The organism is Aminobacter sp. SR38, from assembly GCF_014843375.1.
GTDB lineage: Bacteria > Pseudomonadota > Alphaproteobacteria > Rhizobiales > Rhizobiaceae > Aminobacter > Aminobacter ciceronei.
The window spans coordinates 3,491,051-3,513,224 of record NZ_CP062112.1 but is presented as its reverse complement, the minus strand read 5'-3'; the positions used below and the strand labels follow the sequence as shown (position 1 = coordinate 3,513,224).

General features: G+C 64.2%; 20 protein-coding genes. 7 read left to right on the top strand and 13 right to left on the bottom strand.

The annotated features are described in order from the left end of the window. Window positions 1–56: 56 nt before the first annotated feature. Window positions 57–1,148, top strand: coding sequence for a CaiB/BaiF CoA-transferase family protein (locus IG197_RS17130; RefSeq protein WP_192313653.1), 1,092 nt, complete (start codon window positions 57–59; stop codon window positions 1,146–1,148). 110 nt (window positions 1,149–1,258) lie between these two features. Here IG197_RS17130 and IG197_RS17125 read toward each other — a convergent pair whose 3' ends face one another. The 6 genes from IG197_RS17125 to IG197_RS17100 all read right to left on the bottom strand — a co-directional run bounded on the left by IG197_RS17125 (window position 1,259) and on the right by IG197_RS17100 (window position 7,000). Continuing rightward, complete coding sequence (locus IG197_RS17125) at window positions 1,259–1,657, bottom strand: F0F1 ATP synthase subunit epsilon (RefSeq protein WP_115730343.1); 399 nt, start codon at window positions 1,655–1,657, stop codon at window positions 1,259–1,261. Between the two features lie 106 nt (window positions 1,658–1,763). After that, window positions 1,764–3,311, bottom strand: a complete 1,548-nt coding sequence (gene atpD / locus IG197_RS17120) for a F0F1 ATP synthase subunit beta (RefSeq protein ID WP_067956557.1) — start codon at window positions 3,309–3,311, stop codon at window positions 1,764–1,766. A gap of 64 nt (window positions 3,312–3,375) precedes the next feature. Beyond that, entirely contained in the window at window positions 3,376–4,260 is an 885-nt protein-coding gene (locus IG197_RS17115; RefSeq protein ID WP_067956556.1) for a F0F1 ATP synthase subunit gamma, read from the bottom strand. Window positions 4,261–4,276: 16 nt separating this feature from the next. Then, a complete protein-coding gene (atpA, locus tag IG197_RS17110) occupies window positions 4,277–5,806 on the bottom strand; it encodes a F0F1 ATP synthase subunit alpha (protein ID WP_067956554.1) in 1,530 nt (509 codons plus the stop codon). After that, the gene (locus IG197_RS17105; protein ID WP_067956552.1) at window positions 5,806–6,366 is read right to left on the bottom strand and encodes a F0F1 ATP synthase subunit delta; all 561 of its coding nucleotides are present in this window, start codon (window positions 6,364–6,366) and stop codon (window positions 5,806–5,808) included. Before IG197_RS17105 ends, atpA begins: the two co-directional genes overlap by 1 nt. Window positions 6,367–6,604: 238 nt before the next feature. Further along, window positions 6,605–7,000 (bottom strand): DUF4345 family protein, encoded by a 396-nt coding sequence (locus IG197_RS17100; RefSeq protein WP_067956549.1) that lies wholly within the window; start codon window positions 6,998–7,000, stop codon window positions 6,605–6,607. A gap of 127 nt (window positions 7,001–7,127) precedes the next feature. On the opposite strand from IG197_RS17100, the gene IG197_RS17095 reads away from it, so the two are divergent. Then, window positions 7,128–7,646, top strand: a complete 519-nt coding sequence (locus IG197_RS17095; RefSeq protein WP_192313650.1) for a cyclopropane-fatty-acyl-phospholipid synthase family protein — start codon at window positions 7,128–7,130, stop codon at window positions 7,644–7,646. Here IG197_RS17095 and IG197_RS17090 read toward each other — a convergent pair whose 3' ends face one another. After that, window positions 7,647–9,830 carry a primosomal protein N' gene (locus IG197_RS17090; protein WP_192313647.1) on the bottom strand — a complete coding sequence of 728 codons (2,184 nt, stop codon included), beginning with the start codon at window positions 9,828–9,830 and terminating at the stop codon, window positions 7,647–7,649. A gap of 90 nt (window positions 9,831–9,920) precedes the next feature. On the opposite strand from IG197_RS17090, the gene fsa reads away from it, so the two are divergent. After that, window positions 9,921–10,574: a fructose-6-phosphate aldolase gene (gene fsa, locus IG197_RS17085; RefSeq protein ID WP_067956544.1), complete on the top strand. Its 654-nt coding sequence runs from the start codon at window positions 9,921–9,923 to the stop codon at window positions 10,572–10,574. 60 nt (window positions 10,575–10,634) lie between these two features. On the opposite strand, the gene IG197_RS17080 is transcribed toward fsa, so the two are convergent. Next, complete coding sequence (locus IG197_RS17080; protein WP_067956542.1) at window positions 10,635–11,072, bottom strand: Lrp/AsnC family transcriptional regulator; 438 nt, start codon at window positions 11,070–11,072, stop codon at window positions 10,635–10,637. 133 nt (window positions 11,073–11,205) lie between these two features. On the opposite strand from IG197_RS17080, the gene IG197_RS17075 reads away from it, so the two are divergent. Next, the gene (locus IG197_RS17075; protein WP_192313644.1) at window positions 11,206–12,096 is read left to right on the top strand and encodes a DMT family transporter; all 891 of its coding nucleotides are present in this window, start codon (window positions 11,206–11,208) and stop codon (window positions 12,094–12,096) included. Window positions 12,097–12,103: 7 nt separating this feature from the next. Here IG197_RS17075 and IG197_RS17070 read toward each other — a convergent pair whose 3' ends face one another. From IG197_RS17070 to leuS, 3 genes are read right to left on the bottom strand one after another with little or no spacing between them, the layout of a single operon-like run. Then, entirely contained in the window at window positions 12,104–13,234 is a 1,131-nt protein-coding gene (locus IG197_RS17070) for an AAA family ATPase (protein ID WP_192313641.1), read from the bottom strand. Window positions 13,235–13,258: 24 nt separating this feature from the next. Beyond that, complete coding sequence (gene lptE, locus IG197_RS17065) at window positions 13,259–13,822, bottom strand: LPS assembly lipoprotein LptE (RefSeq protein WP_192313639.1); 564 nt, start codon at window positions 13,820–13,822, stop codon at window positions 13,259–13,261. Continuing rightward, window positions 13,809–16,439 (bottom strand): leucine--tRNA ligase, encoded by a 2,631-nt coding sequence (gene leuS, locus IG197_RS17060; protein WP_192313636.1) that lies wholly within the window; start codon window positions 16,437–16,439, stop codon window positions 13,809–13,811. Before leuS ends, lptE begins: the two co-directional genes overlap by 14 nt. Before the next feature lie 143 nt (window positions 16,440–16,582). Between leuS and IG197_RS17055 the strand changes: the two genes are divergently transcribed. Next, entirely contained in the window at window positions 16,583–17,245 is a 663-nt protein-coding gene (locus IG197_RS17055) for a YggS family pyridoxal phosphate-dependent enzyme (protein WP_067956533.1), read from the top strand. Between the two features lie 72 nt (window positions 17,246–17,317). Here the strand turns inward: IG197_RS17055 and IG197_RS17050 are convergent, their stop codons facing one another. Both IG197_RS17050 and IG197_RS17045 read right to left on the bottom strand, forming a co-directional pair. Then, the gene (locus tag IG197_RS17050; protein WP_371746553.1) at window positions 17,318–18,418 is read right to left on the bottom strand and encodes a branched-chain amino acid ABC transporter substrate-binding protein; all 1,101 of its coding nucleotides are present in this window, start codon (window positions 18,416–18,418) and stop codon (window positions 17,318–17,320) included. A gap of 205 nt (window positions 18,419–18,623) precedes the next feature. Beyond that, a complete protein-coding gene (locus tag IG197_RS17045) occupies window positions 18,624–18,899 on the bottom strand; it encodes an usg protein (RefSeq protein WP_067956529.1) in 276 nt (91 codons plus the stop codon). A 308-nt stretch (window positions 18,900–19,207) separates the two neighbouring features. Between IG197_RS17045 and acs the strand changes: the two genes are divergently transcribed. Continuing rightward, complete coding sequence (acs, locus tag IG197_RS17040; protein WP_192313630.1) at window positions 19,208–21,163, top strand: acetate--CoA ligase; 1,956 nt, start codon at window positions 19,208–19,210, stop codon at window positions 21,161–21,163. Window positions 21,164–21,316: 153 nt separating this feature from the next. Next, window positions 21,317–22,141, top strand: coding sequence for a creatininase family protein (locus IG197_RS17035; protein WP_192313627.1), 825 nt, complete (start codon window positions 21,317–21,319; stop codon window positions 22,139–22,141). Window positions 22,142–22,174 lie beyond the last annotated feature (33 nt).

Genomic DNA, 22,174 nt, shown 5'->3' with positions numbered 1-22,174 from the left:
GTGGCGTCACGGGCACATCCGCAGTCGTTCAGTCTCCGCCTCCGGGAGCGCGCAACATGTCGAAACCGTCCACCGGCCCGCTTGCGGGGCTTCGCATCGTCGAGTTCGTCGGTCTCGGGCCTGCGCCTTTCGCCGCCATGCAGTTCGCCGACATGGGAGCGGACGTCGTCCGCATCGCGCGCCCGGTCGCCACGCCAACAGTTCCCGATCCGATTTCGGGACGCGGGCGGCCGACCGTGGCCGCAGACCTCAAGGATCCCGATCAGGCCGAGATGGTCCGCACACTCTGCGACAGTGCCGATGCCCTGATCGAAGGGTTCCGACCAGGTGTCATGGAACGCCTAGGCCTGGGACCCGACGTCCTGCTGGAACGCAACGTGCGCCTCGTCTACGGCCGCATGACGGGGTGGGGTCAGACGGGCCCGCTGGCAACCCATGCGGGTCACGACATCAACTACATCGCCATCACCGGCGCGCTTGCGGCGATCGGACCGGCCGGCCAGCCCATGCCGCCGCTCAACCTCGTCGGCGATTTTGGCGGCGGCGCCATGTTCCTCGTCTCCGGCATGCTCGCGGCGCTTTTTTCGGCACAGCGCACAGGCGCGGGCCAGGTCGTCGACGCCGCCATTTGCGACGGCACCATCCAGTTGATGACGATGGCCCATGACCTGGCCTCGGCAGGCCAGTGGCAGCCGCGGCGCGAAACCAACCTGCTCGACGGCGGCGCGCCCTACTACGGCGCCTATGAATGCGCCGATGGTGTACACATCGCCATCGGCCCGATCGAACCGCAGTTCTTCGAACTGCTCCGTCAGGCTATCGGCTTGGACGAGTCCGCCCACGCCCTGCGTGCCGACCCGCATAATTGGCCGGCATTGAAAGAGAAGATTGCAGCGCTGATCATCGAACGCCCAAGCACTGAGTGGCTTGCTTTGCTCGAGCACTCAGATGCCTGCGTCTCACCGGTCCTCGACCTGCACCAGGCCGCACGGCATCCGCATCTCGTCGCGCGGGAGAGCTTCGTTCAGCTGGACGGGTTGACGCAACCAGCCCCGGCACCACGTTTCTCGGGGACGCCGGCCAAGGCCCGCCCACGGCCTCGGGCGCCGCTGCCACTGGCCGATGCGGTCCGGATGTGGCGCAGCTAGCGTTGCTCTCGCCCCTAAGGCCGACCATGGCCCCAGAAAGCAAAAAGCCGCCGGTGTGACCGACGGCTTGAGCGATTCTGTCAAACTGCGCCTGACCGGGCGACAACGCCTCAGATAGCGGCTTCCAGGGTCGACAGGTGATTGAGATAGGCTTCCGCCTTGGTGCGGGCCTGGTCTTCCTTGGCGTCGGCGACGTCTTCACGCGCTTCCTGGATGCGGCGCAGCAGTTCGGCGCGGTCGATGTCCTTGACCGGCGTCGCCGATTCGGCGAGCAGCGTGCAGCCGGCCGGAACGATGTCGGCGAAGCCGCCAAACACGACGTAGCGCTCTTCCTTGCCGCCGACGGCCTTCACCGTCACGACGCCCGGCTTGATCGTCGTCATGACCGGCGCATGGTTGGCCATGACAGTCATTTCGCCTTCCGCACCGGGAATGACGACGGACTCGACCTGCTCCGAAACGAGCAGACGCTCGGGCGAGACCAGTTCGAATTTGAATGCTTCAGCCATGGTGTCTCACAAATGCTTGGACGGAGTTCCGAGCAGACCTGCCCGCAAGCGGGCAGTCATCGGTGCAACAGCGCGGACCATCGGGTCCGCGCTGCGGCTTTCATGATTATGCCGCTTCTGCAGCCAGGCGCTGGGCCTTCTCGATCGCCATGTCGATGCCGCCGACCATGTAGAAGGCAGCTTCCGGCAGGTGATCGTACTCGCCGTCGACCAGGCCCTTGAAGCTCTTGATGGTGTCTTCGAGCGGCACCAGCTGGCCAGGCGAACCGGTGAACACTTCTGCGACGAAGAACGGCTGCGACAGGAAGCGCTCGATCTTGCGGGCGCGGGCAACCGTGACCTTGTCCTCTTCCGACAGCTCGTCCATGCCCAGGATGGCGATGATGTCCTGCAGCGACTTGTAGCGCTGGAGGATTTCCTGGACGCGGCGGGCGACCGAGTAGTGCTCTTCGCCGACGATCAGCGGGTCGAGCATGCGCGAGGTCGAGTCGAGCGGATCCACGGCCGGGTAGATACCCTTTTCCGAGATGGCGCGGTTGAGGACCGTCGTCGCGTCAAGGTGCGCGAACGAGGTTGCCGGCGCCGGGTCGGTCAAGTCGTCGGCGGGGACGTAGATCGCCTGAACCGAGGTGATCGAGCCCTTGTTGGTGGTGGTGATGCGTTCCTGCATCGCACCCATATCGGTCGACAGCGTCGGCTGATAGCCCACGGCCGAAGGAATACGGCCGAGCAGAGCCGACACTTCCGAACCCGCCTGGGTGAAGCGGAAGATGTTGTCGACGAAGAACAGCACGTCCTGGCCCTGGTCGCGGAAGTGCTCGGCGATGGTCAGGCCCGACAGGGCGACGCGGGCGCGCGCACCGGGCGGCTCGTTCATCTGGCCGAACACCAGGGCGCACTTCGAACCTTCGGTCGAGCCGTTGTTCTCGTGCGGGTCCTTGTTAACGCCCGACTCGATCATTTCGTGATACAGATCGTTGCCTTCGCGGGTGCGCTCGCCGACGCCGGCGAACACCGAGTAACCACCGTGCGCCTTGGCGACGTTGTTGATCAGTTCCTGGATCAGAACGGTCTTGCCGACGCCGGCGCCGCCGAACAGGCCGATCTTGCCGCCGCGAGCATAAGGAGCCAGCAGATCGACGACCTTGATGCCGGTGACCAGGATCTGTGCTTCGGTCGACTGGTCGACATAGGCAGGCGCTTCCTGGTGGATGGCGCGCTTGGACTTGGTCTTGACCGGGCCGGCTTCGTCGACCGGCTCGCCGATGACGTTCATGATGCGGCCGAGCGTCTCGTCGCCAACCGGAACCATGATCGGCGAACCGGTGTCACGGACGGCCTGGCCACGAACGAGGCCTTCCGAAATGTCCATGGCGATGCAGCGGACGGTGTTTTCGCCGAGGTGCTGTGCCACTTCGAGGATGAGGCGGTTGTCGCCGTTCATCGTCTCGAGCGCGTTCAGGATCGGCGGCAGTTCGCCGTCGAACTGCACGTCGACGACAGCGCCGATGACCTGCGAGACGCGGCCCGCGCCGGAGGCGACGACCGCCGACTTTTCGACCTTGGCAGCGGCCGCCTTGGCAGGCGCCGCCTTCTTTGCTGCGGGGGCCTTTTCCGCCGCCGGAGCGGCTTTCGGAGTAGCTGCTTTAGCCATCGTTTAACCTCTGTGTCCGTTCGTTGTTTCACGCGGACCCGCCTTGCGGCGAGCCATCACGTGGCTAGAGCGCTTCGGCGCCCGAAATAATCTCGATCAGTTCCTTGGTGATCTGGGCCTGACGCTGGCGGTTGTACGTGATCGTCAGCTTGTTGATCATGTCGCCTGCGTTGCGCGTGGCATTGTCCATCGCGCTCATCTTGGCACCCATCTCGCCGGCGGCATTTTCCAGCAGCGCCCGGAAAATCTGCACCGAGATGTTGCGCGGAATGAGGTCGCCGAGGATTTCGCCCGGCTCCGGCTCGTATTCATAGACCGCACCGCCGCTGGTCGCGGCATCGGCGCCGGCCGAAGGAGCGGCGGCAGGAATGACCTGCTGCGCGGTCGGAACCTGGCTGATCACCGACTTGAACTCGGAGTAGAACAGCGTGCAGACATCGAAGCCGCCCTGGTTGAACAGGGTGATCACCTTCTTGGCGATCATGTCGGCATGGACGAAGCCAACCTGCTTGGCGTCGCGCAGTTCGACGCGGTCGATGATCAGCGAGGCGAAGTCGCGACGCAGGACATCGTAGCCCTTCTTGCCGACGGTGATGATCTTGACCGTCTTGCCCTGGCCCTGGAGCTTGCGGACATGGTCGCGAGCCAGACGCGAAATCTGGCTGTTGAAGCCGCCGCACAGGCCGCGCTCGGCCGTGCAGACGACGAGCAGATGCACGTCGTCCTTGCCGGTGCCGGTCATCAGCGCCGGAGCATCGCCACCGCCACCGACAGCCTGGGCGATATTCGCGAGAACCGCACCCATGCGCTGCGAGTAGGGACGCGCGGCTTCCGCAGCTTCCTGGGCGCGACGCAGCTTCGCCGCGGCGACCATCTGCATCGCCTTGGTGATCTTCTGCGTCGCCTTGACCGAGGCGATACGGTTGCGGAGGTCTTTTAGCGAGGCCATGCCTTATCCGTCAGTGTCAGGCGAAGTTTTTCGCGAAAGCGTCGATGTGACCCTTGAGCTTGCCGCGGAGATCGTCGCTGAGCGCCTTCTCCGTACGGATGCCGTCGAGAACGTCTTTGCCTTCCGAGCGCATGTAAGCCAGCAGGCCCTGCTCGAACTTGCCGACCTGGTTGAGGGCCAGCTTGTCGAGATAGCCGTTGACGCCGGCGAAGATCACCGCCACCTGCTCTTCGGTCTTGAGCGGCGAGAACTGCGGCTGCTTGAGCAGTTCGGTCAGGCGCGCACCGCGGTTGAGCAGACGCTGGGTGGCCGCGTCGAGGTCGGAACCGAACTGCGCGAAGGCAGCCATTTCGCGGTACTGCGCGAGCTCGCCCTTGATCGAGCCTGCAACCTGCTTCATCGCCTTGATCTGGGCCGACGAGCCGACGCGCGACACCGACAGACCGACGTTCACGGCAGGACGGATGCCCTGGAAGAACAGATTGGTCTCGAGGAAGATCTGGCCGTCGGTGATCGAGATCACGTTGGTCGGGATGTAGGCCGAGACGTCGTTGGCCTGCGTTTCGATGACCGGCAGAGCGGTCAGCGAGCCGGCGCCGTTTTCGTCGTTCAGCTTGGCCGAACGCTCGAGCAGGCGCGAGTGCAGGTAGAAGACGTCGCCCGGGTAAGCTTCACGGCCCGGCGGGCGGCGCAGCAGCAGCGACATCTGGCGATAGGCGACGGCCTGCTTAGACAGATCGTCATAAGCGATCAGGGCATGCTTGCCGTTGTCGCGGAAGTATTCGCCCATGGCGCAGCCGGCGAACGGAGCCAGGAACTGCATCGGGGCCGGATCGGAGGCGGTGGCGGCGATGATGATCGAATATTCGAGCGCGCCGCGCTCTTCGAGCACCTTCACGAACTGCGCGACGGTCGAGCGCTTCTGGCCGACGGCGACGTAGACGCAGTAGAGCTTTTCCTTCTCCGGACCAGCGACATGGATCGCCTTCTGGTTCAGGATGGTGTCGAGAATGATGGCGGTCTTGCCGGTCTGACGGTCACCGATGACCAGTTCGCGCTGACCGCGGCCGACCGGGATCAGGGCGTCGATGGCCTTGAGGCCGGTCGACATCGGCTCATGCACCGACTTGCGGGGGATGATGCCGGGCGCCTTGACGTCGACGCGGCGACGCTCCTTCGCCTTGATCGGGCCCTTGCCGTCGATCGGGTTGCCGAGCGCGTCGACGACGCGGCCGAGGAGCTCCGGACCGACCGGGACGTCGACGATCGCGCCGGTACGCTTGACGGTGTCGCCTTCCTTGATGTCGCGGTCGGCACCGAAGATGACGACGCCGACGTTGTCGCTTTCAAGGTTCAGCGCCATGCCGCGGATGCCGCCCGGGAACTCGACCATTTCGCCCGCCTGGACGTTGTCGAGACCGTAGACGCGGGCGATACCGTCACCCACCGACAGAACCTGACCGACTTCGGTAACTTCGGCTTCCTTGCCGAAATTCTTGATCTGGTCTTTCAGAATTGCGGAAATTTCCGCGGCGCGGATGTCCATCAGCCGACCTCTTTCAGTGCAAGCTTGAGCGAATTGAGTTTGGTTTTGAGCGACGTATCGATCTGGCGCGAGCCCATCTTCACGATCAGGCCGCCGAGCAGCGAAGGATCGACCGCGACCGAGATCGCCACGTCCTTGCCGGCGACACTCTTCAGCGCCGACTTGAGTTCCGTTTCCTGCGCCGCGGTCAACGCATGCGCCGAAGTCACCTCTGCCGAGGTCTCGCCACGATGCTCGGCGGCGATCTGGCGGAACGCCTTGATCATGCCGGGCAGTGCGAACAGGCGGCGATTGCGCGCCACGAGGCGGAGGAAATTGCCGGTCAGGCCGGTGATCTTGGCCTTGTCGGCGATCGCCGAGATGGCCCTTTCCTGATCTTCGCCGGAGAACACCGGGCTCTTGATCAGGCGATCCAGATCAGCACTGCCGTCAAGCAGCACAGCGAAACGACCGAGGTCGGCTTCTACCTTTGCAACAGCGCCTGCTTCGAGTGCGAGATCGAACAACGATCCCGCATAGCGCTCAGCAACACCGGAGATTGGCGAGGAAGATTGGGTCACGGACCGTCTTTTCTCTTGTCTGACAGGCCGCAAGATTGTTGGCGCGAGTGTGAGACTCTAGCTAAATCTTTGACCTTACTGCGTTTTTTGACCCCGGAGCTCGCGACAGCCGCATCCCCCCGGCCGAAAGTCGATTGCCGTCTAGCACAGGCTTTTGAGGACCGCAACACGTCCTCTAACAGGCTTTTGAGGCACTATTGTCGCATCTTGCGCATCGGAGCTGTGGCTTGACGGCGATTCACGGCCAGAAGCCGAAAACAAACCCAAGGGGTAGGGCCGCCAGCGCCAGTTCGACAACGATCGCCACCCAATTGTATGGGGTGTTGGCACCGTCCGACATCATGGCGACGATCCGGCCGAAGGCAGTGAACAGCCACGACACGCCGAGCGCCATGTAAAGCAATGGCTGGGCTAGCAGAATCGCGCACAGCCCAACCCCGAGGAAGAAGCCGGCCATAGTGGCGCGCCCCTGGGCGATGGCTTCCGGATTGTCCGGCCTTGCCTGCAGCCTGAGCAGGCGGAAGGCGATTCTCGGGGCAAAGAACAGGATGACACCGAACAGCAGCGTGACCGCCGCCGAGCTCCACGCCAGCCACTCGCCCTGGCTCGCCGGCCACGGAAATGCGAACTCCATATTTCCCCTCCGGTCAGGCCTCGAATCCACAGGGATCATATCCGACGGTGTGTCGAGCGCCAGAGCGCAACTGGTGTGAACGGCCGAAACAAGTATGCTGCGGTCGGCGGGCCTGATGGAGGCGACCATGGCCATACCGGCGCGAATAGTCTGGGCGATCAGTCACCTCGGCATTCAGCCAAGCGACAGGCTGCTGGAAATCGGCTGCGGGCGGGGCATCGCCATGGCTGAAATCACGCCGCTGCTGACCGATGGTCACATTATCGGGCTCGATCGCTCGGACAGCGCCGTAAGCTCCGCCGACGAGAGAAATCGCGCGGCGATATCGGCCGGCAAGGCAGCGTTGGCGCAGGGGGCACTCGCGGATTGGAGCGGTGGCGGTCGGCACTTCGACAAGATCTTCGCCATCAACGTCAACCTGTTCTGGCTGGAGGCGGCGCGCGAACTCAAGCTGATCCGGTCGCTGCTCGCCCCGGAGGGCAAACTGTACCTGTTCTTCGAGCCGCCAAGCGCCGGCCAGATCTCAGCTATCGCGCACGCCATCGAGGTGCGCCTCAAGGCGGGCGGCTATGTGCTGGAAAAAACCATGTACGGCCCTGCAGCGACGCCGCCGCTGCTCGGCATGATCACCCGGCCCGTGGCCTGATCACAGGAAACTCTGCGGATCGATGTCGACCTGCACGCGCACCGATCCGCGCAGCTTGGGCCCGGCGGCAAGCAGCGCGCGGATGTAGCCCTGTATGTCGGCCTTCCTGTCGGCCTGGACCAGCAAACGGAAGCGATGGCGGCCGCCGATGAGCGCCAGCGGCGCCTCCGCTGGCCCGAGCACATGGACATCCTGCGCCACCTGGGCTGCGCGGCGCAGACCACGCGCATGGCTCTCGGCCTCGGGCCGCGTTGCCGCGCTGACGATGATGCCGGCGAGCCGGCCGTAGGGAGGCAGGGCGGAACGCTCGCGCTCGGCGATCTCACGATCGTAGAAGGCCTCCGAATCGCCCGAGACAATCGCCCGCATGACCGGATGGTCCGGCTGGAAGGTCTGCAGCAGGCCAAGGCTCTTCTTGCCGGTGCGCCCTGCCCGGCCGGTCACCTGCGACAACAGCTGATAGGTCCTCTCGGCGGCACGCGGGTCGCCATTCGCGAGGCCAAGATCGGCGTCGACCACGCCGACCAGCGTCATGTTCGGAAAGTTGTGCCCCTTGGCGACGAGCTGGGTACCGATGACGATATCGGCTTCGCCATTGGCGATCGCCTCCAGTTCCAGCCTGAGCCGTTTCACGCCGCCCAGCATGTCCGAGGACAGCACGATGGTGCGCGCGTCGGGGAAATGCGAAACCACTTCCTCGGCAATGCGTTCGACGCCCGGCCCGCAGGCGACGAGATGATCGAAGGTGCCGCATTCCGGGCAGGCCTCGGGCCGTTTCTCGTTGTGGCCGCAATGGTGGCAGACCAACTGGCCACGAAAGCGATGCTCGACCAGCCAGGCCGAACAGACCGGGCAGCCGAAGCGGTGACCGCAGACCCGGCAGAGCGTCAGCGGCGCATAACCGCGCCGGTTGAGGAACAGCAGCGACTGCTCCTGCCGGCCAAGGGTTTCGCGCATCTTGCCGAGCAGCACCGGCGACAGGAAGCCGCCGCGCGCCGGTGGCGAGCGCCGCATGTCGACCGTCGCCAGCTGTGGCAGCGCCGCCTCGGCGAAACGGGCTGAAAGCACCGAACGCACATACTTGCCCTGCTCGGCGTTGACCCGGCTCTCGACCGACGGCGTGGCTGACGCCAGCACGACAGGAAAGCCGCCGATATGGCCCCGCACCACGGCCATGTCGCGGGCATTGTAGAAGACGCGGTCCTCCTGCTTGTAGGCAGGGTCATGTTCTTCGTCGACGACGATCAGCCCGAGATTGTTGAACGGCAGGAACAGGGCCGAGCGGGCGCCAGCCACCACCCGCACGCCACCCTCGGCGACCTGGCGCCAGACGCGCTCGCGCATCCTTGGCGGCAGGTCCGAATGCCACTCGGCGGGCTTGGTGCCAAATCGGTTCTGGAAGCGCTCGAGGAAGGCCTGCGTCAGCGCGATTTCAGGCAGCAGGATCAGCACCTGCTTGCCTTTGTCGAGCGCCGCCGCCACCGCTTCGAAATAGACTTCCGTCTTGCCCGAGCCGGTGACGCCGTCGATCAGCGTGACCGCGAATTTGTCGGCCTCGACCTGGGCGCGCAAGCTTGCCGCGGTTGCCTCCTGGTCGTTGGTGAGCTCTGCGCTGGTGTAGGACGTATCGGGCGGCGCCACCACCGGGCGCGGCGGGATCATCACCGTCTCGAATACGCCTTGCGCCCTCAGCCCGTCGATGACGGTGGAGGAAACGCCGGCAGCATGCGCCAGGCCCGAGCGCGTCCAGGCTATGCCGTCATTGGCCATTTCGAGCACACGGGCGCGCGCCGCAGTCATTCGGTCGGGCTCGCCGTCGCTGCGCTTGAGCCCTTCCGTCCAGGGCTCCGGATCGAAGGCCTCGGGCGCGCGCAGGATCATTCGCGCCACCATGCCGGGCGGCGACAGGGTGTAGTGGGCGATCCAGTCGACCAGCCGGCGCATCTCGTCATTGACGGGGGGACAATCGAAGACATGCGCAATCGGCCTGAGCTTCTTCGGATCGACCGCTTCGACCGGTCCGTCCCAGACGATGCCTGCCACCTCGCGCGGGCCGAGCGGCACGCGCACGATCGAGCCGGGCACCACCTGCATGCCGTCGGGAACGGCATAGGAGTAGGCGCGCTCGGCCGGCATCGGCACCAGCACGGGGGCGGCCCTGGTTCTTGGCGAATCGGCGGTCATGACGCGTGACCTTGCCCCGAACTTGGTTTAGAGCAAAGGCCGACATGTGCGGTGTGCCTGAGGCACCCTTCCATCACCAAGGAGACAGTTATGAAGTTTTTCGTCGACACCGCCGACGTGAAGGACATCCGCGAGCTCAACGAGCTCGGCCTTCTCGACGGCGTCACCACCAATCCGTCGCTGATCCTTAAGTCCGGCCGCAACATCGCCGAAGTGACCAAGGAAATCTGCGACATCGTCGAAGGCCCTGTTTCGGCCGAAGTCGCTGCCACCGAATATGCCGAGATGATGAAGGAAGCGGCGGTGCTGTCGAAGATCGCCGACAACATCTGCATCAAGGTGCCGCTGACGCTGGACGGGCTCAAGGCCTGCCGCGCGCTGACCTCGGAGGGCCGCATGGTCAACGTCACGCTGTGCTTCTCCGCCAACCAGGCCCTGCTCGCCGCCAAGGCCGGTGCCACCTTCATTTCGCCCTTCATCGGCCGTCTCGACGACATGGCCGTCGATGGTATGGAGCTGATCGCCGAGATCCGCCACATCTATGACAATTACGGCTTCGACACCGAGATCCTGGCCGCTTCGATCCGCTCGACGGAGCACGTCAAGCGCGCCGCCCTGATCGGCGCCGACGTCGCCACCATCCCGCCGGCAACGCTGAAGGCACTGGTCAAGCACCCGCTGACCGACAAGGGCCTCGAGATGTTCCTGGCCGACTGGGCCAAGACCGGCCAGAAGATCGGCTGATCTTCCAGCCAGAACGACGAAAGCCGGCGCCATCAGCGCCGGCTTTTTTGTGTCTGCTGCTCAGAGAAGCGGCGGCAGCCTGCGCTTGACCGGCTGCGCCTTGACGATCGAGCTGCTGGTTTCCGCCTTGTCGGCGATGCGGTCAAGGATCGTGTCGAGCTCGTCGATGGAGCGGATGTGCAGCCGCCCGACGAAGCAGTCGTCGCCAGTCACCTTGTCGCATTCGGAGAATTGCGGGATCTGCTGGATCAGGTCCTGCACCACATGCAGCTTGCCCGGCAGCGGCCGGATGCGGACGATGGCCTGCAGCGTGTAGCCAAGCGCCGCCGGGTCGACATCGACAGTAAAGCCGCGGATGACGCCACGCTCCTCCAGCCGCTTCAGCCGTTCCGATGCGCTCGGGGACGACAGCCCGACCCTCTGGGCCAGTTCCTTCAGGGAAATCCTGGCGTCCTCGACCAGGGTTTCGACCATGCGCCGGTCGATGTCATCAAGCATTTTTCACCTCAAAGGCAAAATCATTCATCAACCTTACATTATCAGGGAGAACCGAGAAAGCGTCTCTTCAATGCCATGTTTTTCCGCCCTGCGACCGCGCAGAATGTGCCCAGCCTAACAAGGGAGCAGGGACATGTCGGACAAGATGCGCGGAACCGTCGAAATGACCGCCGCCATGGTGATTTCGGGAACGATCGGGCTGTTCGTCGTCCTGTCCGGCCAGCCGGTGATGGATGTGGTGTTCTGGCGCTGCGCCTTCGGCGCCATCACCCTGCTGATCGTCTGCGCCGCACTCGGCCTGTTCAGGCCCGAGGTGATGACGCGCCGCCAGATTGGCTGGGCCGCGGCCGGCGGTGTCGCTATAGTCTCCAACTGGATCCTGCTGTTCGCGGCCTTCCCGCGCGCCTCGATCTCGATCGCGACCGCCGTCTACAACACCCAGCCCTTCATGCTGGTGGCGCTCGGGGCAACGTTGTTCGGCGAGCGGCTGACGCTGACCAAGCTGAGCTGGCTCGGCATCGCCTTTGGCGGCATGCTTTTGATCGTCCAGTCCAAGCCGGACGCCGGCGCCGTCGGCACCGACTATCTCTGCGGCATCCTGCTGGCGCTGGGTGCTGCCTTCTTCTACGCCATCGCGGCGATCATCACCAAGAAGCTCAAGGGTGTGCCGCCGCATCTGATCGCGCTGATCCAGGTGACCGTCGGCATCCTCATGCTCGCGCCCTTCGCCAACTCCGCCGCGCTTCCGGTCGGCGCGAAGACCTGGACGCTGCTTGTCGCGGTCGGCGTCGTCCATACCGGCGTGATGTATATCCTGCTCTACGGCGCGATCCAGAAGCTGCCGACGAACCTCGTGGGGGCGCTGTCCTTCATCTATCCAGTCGTTGCGATCCTGGCCGACTTCCTGGCCTTTGGCCATCGTCTGCAGCCGCTGCAGCTGCTCGGCGCCGCAGCGATCCTGATCGCCGCCGCCGGGATGACGCTCGGCTGGACGTTGGTGAAGCGGCGCGTTGCGCGTGCCTGAGCCGGCATCAATCGTCGTCGGGCATCTGCCCTGTCGCGCGCATGCCTTCGATCGTCGTCGCACCTTCATTGCGCACCACCGTCAGCGCCCGCGACCCGGTGCGGTCTCGGATCAGGTCGGCAAGCTCGCGCGAATGTGTCACCACCCACACCTGCGTGCGCTCGGCGGCCCGCGCGACCATGTCGGCGAGTGCCGGCATCATGCGCGGATGCAGGCTCGACTCGGGCTCGTTGAGCGCAATGAGTTTCGGTAGCCTGTAGGACAAAAGCGCACCCGCCAGCGCCAGGAAGCGGGTCTGGCCGTCCGACAGTTCCTGCGGCCTGAACACACGCTGCGGGAATTCGGGCAACACCAGCCCGAATGTCGCGGTTTCTCCCGGCACGGGCACGTCGAGTTGTGCACCGCCAAGCGCATCGGCGATACAGCGGTCGAGATCGACGGTGTCCTCGCGGATATGCCTCAGCGTTGCAAAGACGGCCGCCAGATTGGCGCCGTCCTCGTCGAGCATGGGCGACGTCGTTGCAAGTGCTGCCCGCCGCACCGGCGAATCTGCGTCCGTGCGGAAGCCGTGATAGAATCGCCAGCCGGCAACGGCGGCGCGCATGTCGCCAACCTCGGGATAGCGGCCAGCGCTGCCGAGCAGAGCCAGCGCGGTTTCTGAGTTCAGGACACGTTCGGGGTGCTCGACCCGGCGACCGTCTCCGTCGCGGGCAAAAATGGCCTGCCCCTTGCGCGACATCATCTCGACCGGTCGACGTCCTGCCTCGATGGTCAGGCTCTCTTCCTTGACGTGCGGTTCAAAGGCGAAACCCGCCGACAGCGGCGGCGGCAGACCGATCTCGACCTTGTAGGCATAGCACACGGCCGTCTCGTCATCGACGAATTGAGCGTCGATGATCACGCGGGCCGGCTGCCCGATGCGGCGAGTGCCCGACCACAGGGCTGAGTTCATGCCGCCCTCGCCGGCGATCTCGCGCGCCAGCGTTCCCTCGGCGGACGCCTTGATGAGCTGCAGCGCCCGATAGAGATTGGACTTGCCGACACCGTTCTCGCCGACGAAAATCGAGACTTGGCCGATGTCGAGCCGGATCGATCGCAGCGATCGATAGCCTGCGGCCGAAAAGGATGTCAGCCGCATCGACCCATCCCTTTGAAGAGGGCGTCAGCCCTTGGACATGTCCTGGGCGATGGCCAGCCTGAGCAGTTCGGCCAGTTCGCGCGCCGCACGGTTTTCGGCATCACGCTGCGCCCGCAGCGTGGCGAACTCCTGGCGCGGCCGGTCGAACGACGCCGAGACGTTGCGCTTGCCCGAAGCGATACGCTTGCCGGTCTTGATATCGGTGATGATATAGGTGCCGGTCAGGGTCATCGTGCCGGTGGTGGGCTCGTCGTCCTTGGTGGTCACGGCGGCGAGCAGCGCCGATTCGCTCAACGCTGTCACCGCCAGATCCATCCTGTATGGCGCCGCTGCTTGCTGGCCGGCACCGCCATTGAACATGAAGATCAGATGGTTGCGGACTTCCTGGCCGTAGCGGGTGTTGACCGGCTTGATGTTGATCGAGGCCAGTTGTGTCGCCGTGCCGGCCTCGACACCCGCCTGTGCCGGACCGTCCGAATAAAGCGGACGCACGGTGCAGGCAGATGCCAGTGCAAGCGTGGCAACCAAAGCCAGACGCGCAGCAACACGCAACGAACGGGCAGAATTCCGCGCCTCAGGCAACGACATTGACGATCCTCTGCGGCACAACAATCACCTTGCGCGGCGACTTCCCATCCAGCGCCTTCTGCACTGCTTCCAGTGCCAGCGCCGCTTTTTCGACGGTCAATTGATCTGCGTCGCGGGCGATTGTCAAATCAGCTCTTTTCTTGCCGTTGATCTGGACCGGATAAGTGATTTCGTTGTCGACGACGAGTGCTGCATCGAACTTTGGCCACGGACGATCGGCAACCAGGCCATCGCCCTGCAGCGCTGCCCAGCACTCTTCGGCCAGATGCGGCATCATCGGCGCGATCATCACGATCAGGATGTCGACAGCCTCGCGCAGCGCCGAGACCATCTCGGCCGAAGCCTTGCCGGCGGCAGCGTCGGCAAGCGGCCCCTGCAGCGTGTTGGTCAGCTCGTAGATGCGCGCAACGGCCTTGTTGAAGGCGAGCTTGCCGATGTCCTCGCCGACCGACTTCAGCGCCTTGTGCGCCGCCTTCGAGACGGCCGCCGCATCGCCTTCGCCGGCTGCCCTGGCTTCCGCTTGGGCCAGCACCTCCGCCGATTCGGACACCAGGCGCCAGACGCGTTGCACGAAACGATGCGCGCCCTCGACGCCGGCCTCGGTCCACACCACGTCACGTTCGGGCGGCGAATCGCTGAGCACGAACCAGCGCGCAGTGTCGGCGCCATAGCTCGCGATGATGTCGTCGGGGTCGACAACGTTCTTCTTCGACTTCGACATCTTCTCGATCGAGCCGATCTCCACCGGCTCGCCGGTCGCAACCAGCGTCGCCCGCCGCTTGCCGTCGGTCTCTTCGATCTTGACGTCGCTCGGCGAAACCCACTCGCCGTTCGGGCCGCTGCCGAGACGGTAGGTCTCATGCACGACCATGCCTTGCGTGAACAGGCCCTTGAAGGGTTCGGACAGGTCGAGGTGGCCGGCCTTGCTCATCGCGCGGGTGAAGAAGCGCGAATAGAGCAAGTGCAGGATCGCATGCTCGATGCCGCCGATATACTGATCGACCGGCAGCCACTCATTGGCGGCCTTCGGATCGGTCGGTTCGTTTTCCCAAGGTGCGGTGAAGCGCGCGAAATACCACGACGAATCGACAAACGTGTCCATCGTGTCGGTCTCGCGGCGTGCCGCCTTGCCGCATTGCGGGCAGTTGACGTGGCGCCAGGTCGGGTGACGGTCGAGCGGATTGCCCGGACGGTCGAACTCGACGTCGTCGGGCAGCCTGACCGGCAGATCGGCCTTCGGCACCGGCACGACACCGCAATCCTCGCAGTGGATCATCGGGATCGGGCAGCCCCAGTAGCGCTGGCGCGAAATGCCCCAGTCGCGCAGGCGGAACTGCACCTTGCGCTCGCCCATCGGGCGATTGCCGATCGAGATCTGCTCGAGACGGGTGGCAACGTCGTTGAACGCCGCCTCCGGCTTCATGCCGTCGAGGAAGCGCGAATTGATCATCACGCCATCGTCGGTATAGGCCTCCTCAGTGATCTGGAAGGTCGCGGCATCGCCGCCCTCCGGCATCACGACAGGAACCACCGGCAGGCCATACTTGTTGGCGAAATCGAGGTCACGCTGGTCGCCCGAAGGGCAGCCGAAGATGGCGCCCGTACCGTAGTCCATCAGCACGAAATTGGCGACATAGACCGGCAGCGTCCAGCTCGGGTCGAACGGATGGACGACGCGGATGCCGGTGTCCATGCCCTTCTTCTCGGCCGTTTCAAGCGCTGCCACCGACGTACCCATGCGGCGCACGTCGTCCATGAAGGCGGCGAGGTCGGGCTTGCTCTCGGCGGCCTTCCTGGCCAGCGGATGGTCGGCCGAGATCGCCATGAAGGAGGCGCCGAAGATCGTGTCCGGACGCGTCGTGTAGACTTCCAGTTCGTTCTCACCCGCAGGTGCGGTACCGGCGGCCAGCGGCCAGCGGATCAGCAGCCCCTCCGAACGGCCGATCCAGTTGCGCTGCATCAGCTTGACCTTCTCGGGCCACTCGTCGAGGCCGTCGAGCGCGTCCGACAGGTCCTGTGCAAAATCGGTGATCTTGAAGAACCACTGCGTCAGTTCACGCTGTTCGACCAGTGCGCCGGAACGCCAGCCGCGTCCGTCGATGACCTGCTCGTTGGCCAGCACGGTCATGTCCTCGGGATCCCAGTTGACCTTGGACGACTTGCGGGTGACCAGTCCCTTCTCGACGAAGTCGATGAACAGCATCTGCTGGCGGTGGTAATAGTCGACGTCGCAGGTGGCGAACTCACGGCTCCAGTCGAGCGACAGGCCCATCGACTTCAGCTGCGTGCGCATCGTCGCGATGTTCTGGTAGGTCCAGTCCTTGGGATGGACCTTGTTCTTCATCGCAGCGTTTTCCGCTGGCATGCCGAAGGCATCCCAGCCCATCGGATGGAGCACGTTGTAGCCCATGGCGCGGCGGAAGCGCGCGACGACGTCGCCCATCGCGTAGTTGCGGACGTGGCCGACATGGATGCGCCCCGACGGATAGGGGAACATTTCCAGCACGTAGTATTTCGGCCGGGGATCGTCGTTGTCGGTCTCGAAGAGCTTTGCCTCGCCCCAGGCCTTCTGCCATTTGGGTTCGGACGCGCGCGGATTGTATCGTTCGGTTGCCATCGGATGTTTTTCACTTAAAAGCGTGCATGGACCGGGGCGAAAACCCGCGGTTCAGGAAATCGTTGCCGGGTGTTCATCATGGATTCCCGGACCCGTCAACTCCGGCAGGCTGGAGGCGGGCAAAAAGCAGCAGGGCCAGCGGCATGGAAAAGTCGGTCGAACAGCTCACTCTGGTGAAGCATAAGATAGGTGCGGCCGAGCGCGAGGCCAACAGGCCAGAGGGCTCGACAGTGCTGGTGGCGGTCTCCAAGACCTTCGATGCCGAGCACATCCGCCCCGTCATCGAGGCCGGACAGCGCGTCTTCGGCGAAAACCGCGTCCAGGAAGCGCAAGGCAAGTGGCCGCAGCTGAAGGCGGAGATTTCCGACATCGAGCTTCATCTGATCGGCCCGCTGCAATCCAACAAGGCCAAGGAGGCGGTCGCCCTGTTCGACGTCATCGAGACTGTCGACCGCGAGAAGATTGCCGCCGAGCTCGCCCGGGAAATCGAGAAGCAGGGCCGGTCGCCGAACCTCTACGTCCAGGTCAACACCGGCTCCGAACCGCAAAAGGCCGGCATCGAGCCACGCGAAGCGGTCGCCTTCGTCAAGCGCTGCCGCGAGGTCCACAACCTCGCCATCGAAGGCCTGATGTGCATCCCGCCGGCTGACGAAAACCCCGGCCCGCATTTTGCCCTGCTGGAAAAACTGGCGCGCGAAGCCGATGTCGCGAAGCTTTCGATGGGCATGTCGGGCGACTACGAACTTGCGATTGCATTCGGCGCCACCAGCGTGCGGGTCGGCTCGGCGATCTTCGGCACCCGCTGAGATGCCAGCAGCCACGAACACAAAGGGCCGGGATCTGCATCCCGGCCTTTTCGTTTCTGCCTAGCCCGGAAGTTACTCCGCGGCGACGATCTTGCCGCCTTCCCACTTGAACAGCGAGAAGCTCGGCGAAGTCAGGTCGCCGGTTTCGCCATACGTCAGGTTACCGATGGCGGTGGAGATCGGCTCGCCCGACTTGAGCGCGGCGGCAACAGCTGCGGCGTCGTCGGCCTTGCCGGCCTTTTCGATGCCGGCCTTCAGCACCTCGACGGCAGCATAGGCGTTGAGGGTGAACGCCTCGGCGGGAATGCCCTTGTCGGTCAGAACCTTGACCGCCTCGGCCGAGGCCGGGTTCTTCAGTGCGTCGGTCGCATTGGTGAACAGCGTGCCGGCAGCGGCTTCGTTGCCGATCGCCCAGAACTCGGTGTTCGACAGGCCTTCGCCGCCGATGATGACGGCGTTGACGCCACCGTCCTTCAGCTGGCGCGCCAGAAGGCCACCCTCGGGGTGATAGCCGCCGAAGTAGATGACTTCGGCATTGTCGGCCTTGAGACGGGTGATCAGTGCCGAAAGGTCCTTTTCGCCCGGGTTGAGCGAGTTCTGCTGCACTTCGGTCAGACCGCCGGCATTGATCGCCTTCTTGAAGGCTTCGGCCAGGCCCTTGCCGTAGGTGCCCTTGTCGTCGATCACGGCGACGCGCTTGTCCTTCATGTTCTTGAGCACGTAGGCAGCGGCAACTTCGGCCTGCTGGTCGTCACGGCCGCAGGTGCGCAGCACGTTGGTCAGGCCGCGTGCGGTCAGGTCCGGCGCGGTTGCCGTCGGCGTCACCATCAGGATGCCGTTTTCGGCAAAGACGTCCGAAGCCGGGATCGCAACGCCCGAAGTCACCGGGCCAACGACATATTTCACGCCTTCGCCAACCAGCAGGTTGGCAGCCGAGACGCCCTGCTTTGGATCGCCGGCATCGTCGGCGAGCTTCAGCACGATCTTCTCGCCGAGGATGCCACCCTTTTCATTGATGACATCGACGGCAGCCTGGGCGCCGTTCTTGACCTGGTCGCCATAGGCGGCGACCGGACCGGTCAGCGGGGCGACGAGGCCGATGGTGATGTCGGCATGCGCGGTGGAGCCGAAGGCCATCAGCGCGGCGAGCGAGACGCCCGCAAGGATCTTCATGTTCATCGTAGTTCTCCCTTATACCCGCCGATCTCAAGGATTCGACGGGAACTCTGGAGGGCGGGATAGCGGCCCGGGGAGCGTCCTGCAATCGGCCCAGCGCCGCAAAAGCCGCAATTGATTTGTGCCAGAACCTTGCGCCGGCGACCGTCATCGCGTGAAAAATCGCTGTCGATCAATGAGATAGGCGAACCGACGGGAAGGCTCAGTGCAGCAGCACGAACTCGCCGTCGACCTTGCGCCATTCGTTGGGCGCGATCAGCTTGCGGTGGGTGTAGTGCACCGAGTGCAGCGGGCCTTCGAGCTTTGTCCGCCAGAACTCGATGAAGCCGAACAGGACGGGAAATTTCGGCGCCAGGTCGTAGTCCTGCCAGATGAATGTCTGCAGCACATGTGGGTGGTCGGGCAGGTGATAGAGGATTTCGGCCGTGGTCAGGCCGTAGCCCTTGAGCATCAGTTCCAGTTCAGAAGCGTCGCGCATGCTGGCCTTCCGTATCGAACAGCTCCTCCACGGCCAAAGTCTGCGCCGCGATGGTTAACCGTCTGCTAAAACAACAGAATGCGCATATGATAGTTCCAAGAAATCAGCACTTTAGCACTCGACCTCAGCCATTGCTGATAGCTATATAGCGGCGGCGATTTGCCGCTACGGAAAGACCACAGCCAAATCCAAGGTCTAATATTGTGAGGCGGCGCGAATTGCTAATAATGCGCGCCAACGCGGCTCCAACGCCGCCGTCCGCCGGCCGCAAGGAGCCGTCGGATCGTTTCCGGGAGGAAGGGAGAGAAATGTCCGAAGTCCGTGTCCACCGCGTTCAGCCGGCGTGGAAGAAGAATGCGCTGATCGACAACGATACCTACCTGAAATGGTATGGCGAGAGCGTCAAGAACCCCGACAAGTTCTGGGGCAAGCACGGCAAGCGCATCGACTGGTTCAAGCCCTACACCAAGGTCAAGAACACCTCCTTCGACGGCAAGGTGTCGATCAAGTGGTTCGAGGACGGCCTGACCAACGTCTCCTACAATTGCATCGACCGCCACCTGAAGAAGCGCGGCAACCAGACCGCCATCATCTGGGAAGGCGACAACCCTTACGACGACAAGAAGATCACCTACAACGAGCTCTACGAGCATGTCTGCCGCCTCGCCAACGTGATGAAGAAGCACGGCGTCAAGAAGGGCGACCGCGTCACCATCTACATGCCGATGATCCCCGAGGCTGCCTATGCGATGCTGGCCTGCACCCGCATCGGCGCCATCCATTCGATCGTCTTCGGCGGCTTCTCGCCCGATGCGCTGGCCGGACGCATCGTCGACTGCGAATCGACCTTCGTCATCACCGCTGATGAGGGCCTGCGTGGCGGCAAGGCGATCCCGCTCAAGGAAAACACCGACAAGGCAATCGACATTGCCGCCAAGCACCATGTCATGGTCAAGGACGTGCTGGTGGTGCGCCGCACCGGCGGCAAGGTCGGCTGGGCGCCCGGCCGCGACCACTGGTACCACGACGAGGTCCGCTCGGTGAAAGCCGAATGCAAGCCCGAGAAGATGAAGGCCGAGGATCCGTTGTTCATCCTCTACACCTCGGGTTCGACCGGCAAGCCCAAGGGCGTGCTGCACACCACCGGCGGCTATCTCGTCTACGCCTCGATGACCCACCAATATGTCTTCGACTACCATGACGGCGATATCTACTGGTGCACGGCCGATGTCGGCTGGGTCACCGGCCACAGCTACATCGTCTATGGCCCGCTCGCCAACGGCGCCACCACGCTGATGTTCGAGGGTGTGCCCAATTACCCCAGCGCCTCACGCTTCTGGGACGTCGTCGACAAGCACAAGGTCAACATCTTCTACACCGCCCCCACCGCCATCCGCGCTTTGATGGGCGCCGGCGACGAGCATGTGAAGAAGGCTTCGCGCAAGAGCCTGCGCGTTCTGGGTTCGGTCGGCGAGCCGATCAATCCGGAAGCCTGGGAGTGGTATTACAACGTCGTCGGCGAAAAGAAGGTGCCGATCGTCGACACCTGGTGGCAGACCGAGACCGGCGGCATCCTGATCACGCCGCTGCCTGGTGCAACCGACCTCAAGCCGGGCTCGGCGACGCGGCCGTTCTTCGGCGTCAAGCCGGAGCTCGTCGACAACGAAGGCAATGTGCTCGAGGGTGCCGCCGACGGCAATCTCTGCGTCACCGATTCCTGGCCGGGTCAGATGCGCACCGTCTATGGCGACCACGAACGCTTCATCCAGACCTATTTCGCCACCTACAAGGGCAAGTATTTCACCGGTGACGGCTGCCGCCGTGACGCCGACGGCTACTACTGGATCACCGGCCGAGTCGACGACGTCATCAACGTCTCGGGTCACCGCATGGGCACCGCAGAGGTCGAGTCGGCGCTGGTCAGCCACGACAAGGTTTCGGAAGCCGCCGTCGTCGGTTACCCGCACGACATCAAGGGCCAGGGCATCTACAGCTATGTCACGCTGATGTCGGGCATCGAGGCGACCGAGGACCTGCGCAAGGAGCTCGTCGCCCATGTCCGCAAGGAGATCGGCGCCATCGCTTCGCCCGACAAGATCCAGTTTGCGCCGGGCCTGCCCAAGACCCGCTCGGGCAAGATCATGCGCCGCATCCTGCGCAAGATCGCCGAGGACGATTTCGGCGCGCTCGGCGACACCTCGACGCTGGCCGATCCGGCCGTCGTCGACGACCTCGTCGCCAACCGCCAGAACAAGCGGGCCTGATGAACCTCCAACCCCCGCATCACCGATGCGGGGGTTTTTGCTTCGGCGATGCACGGACCGCTGGTCCAATGACTGCTCGAAGTCACCTATTGACAACTCCTCGCATCAGAAAAAGAATTTTCCTATACGAAAATTCCTGAGAGGAGCTGCCAGATGGCACGAGAAGTTGAGTGGGCGCGCATGACCGCGCCGGACCTGCGCGAGATCGCCGCGCGCGGCAACGCCATGGCGATCCTGCCGGTCGGCTCACTGGAGCAGCATGGCCCGCATCTGCCTGTCATTACCGACACGGCCAGCGCCGAGGCCGCCGCCCGGCGCGGCGCGCGCCTGGTCGCCGATGAGGTGCCTCTCGCCGTGCTGCCCGGCCTCTGGCTTGGCATGAGCGAACACCATCTGCCGTTCGGCGGCACGATCAGCCTCGACTACACCGCCTATTTCCATGTGCTGAAATCGATCGTCCGGTCGCTGAAGGCTATCGGCTTTACCCGGTTGCTGATCGTCAACGGCCATGGCGGCAACATCGACCCGCTGGCGATGTCGACACGCGAGCTTGCCGTCGAGTTCGCCATGCCGATCGTCTACACCACGCCCTGGATGCTGGCGCCGGCGGAGACGGCAGCATTGTTCGAGACCGACAACGGTCCCAAGCATGCCTGCGAAGGCGAGGCGTCAGTGATGCTGGCGATCTCGCCCGACACGGTGAAACCGGACAAATTCGAGTTGGCCTTCACCAACGAGGCCGGCAAGAACGAGGCGCCGCATGGTGCCCATCGCTTCTACTCGTTCTCCGAGCGCGCGCCCAATACCGGCACATGGGGCGTTCCGGCCAAGGGCTCGGCCGAGAAGGGCGAGCGCTTCCTTGATCTGCAGGCGCGCGAACTCGCCAAGCTGATCGTCGACCCGGTGCTGTGGACCAAGCCTGACGCTGTCTGGCGGCCGGGTCGCGGGCTCGACACGCGCGCCGGACGCGCCGACTGAGCAGGCAAAGCGCCCGCGCCCGGCAGGCATGAA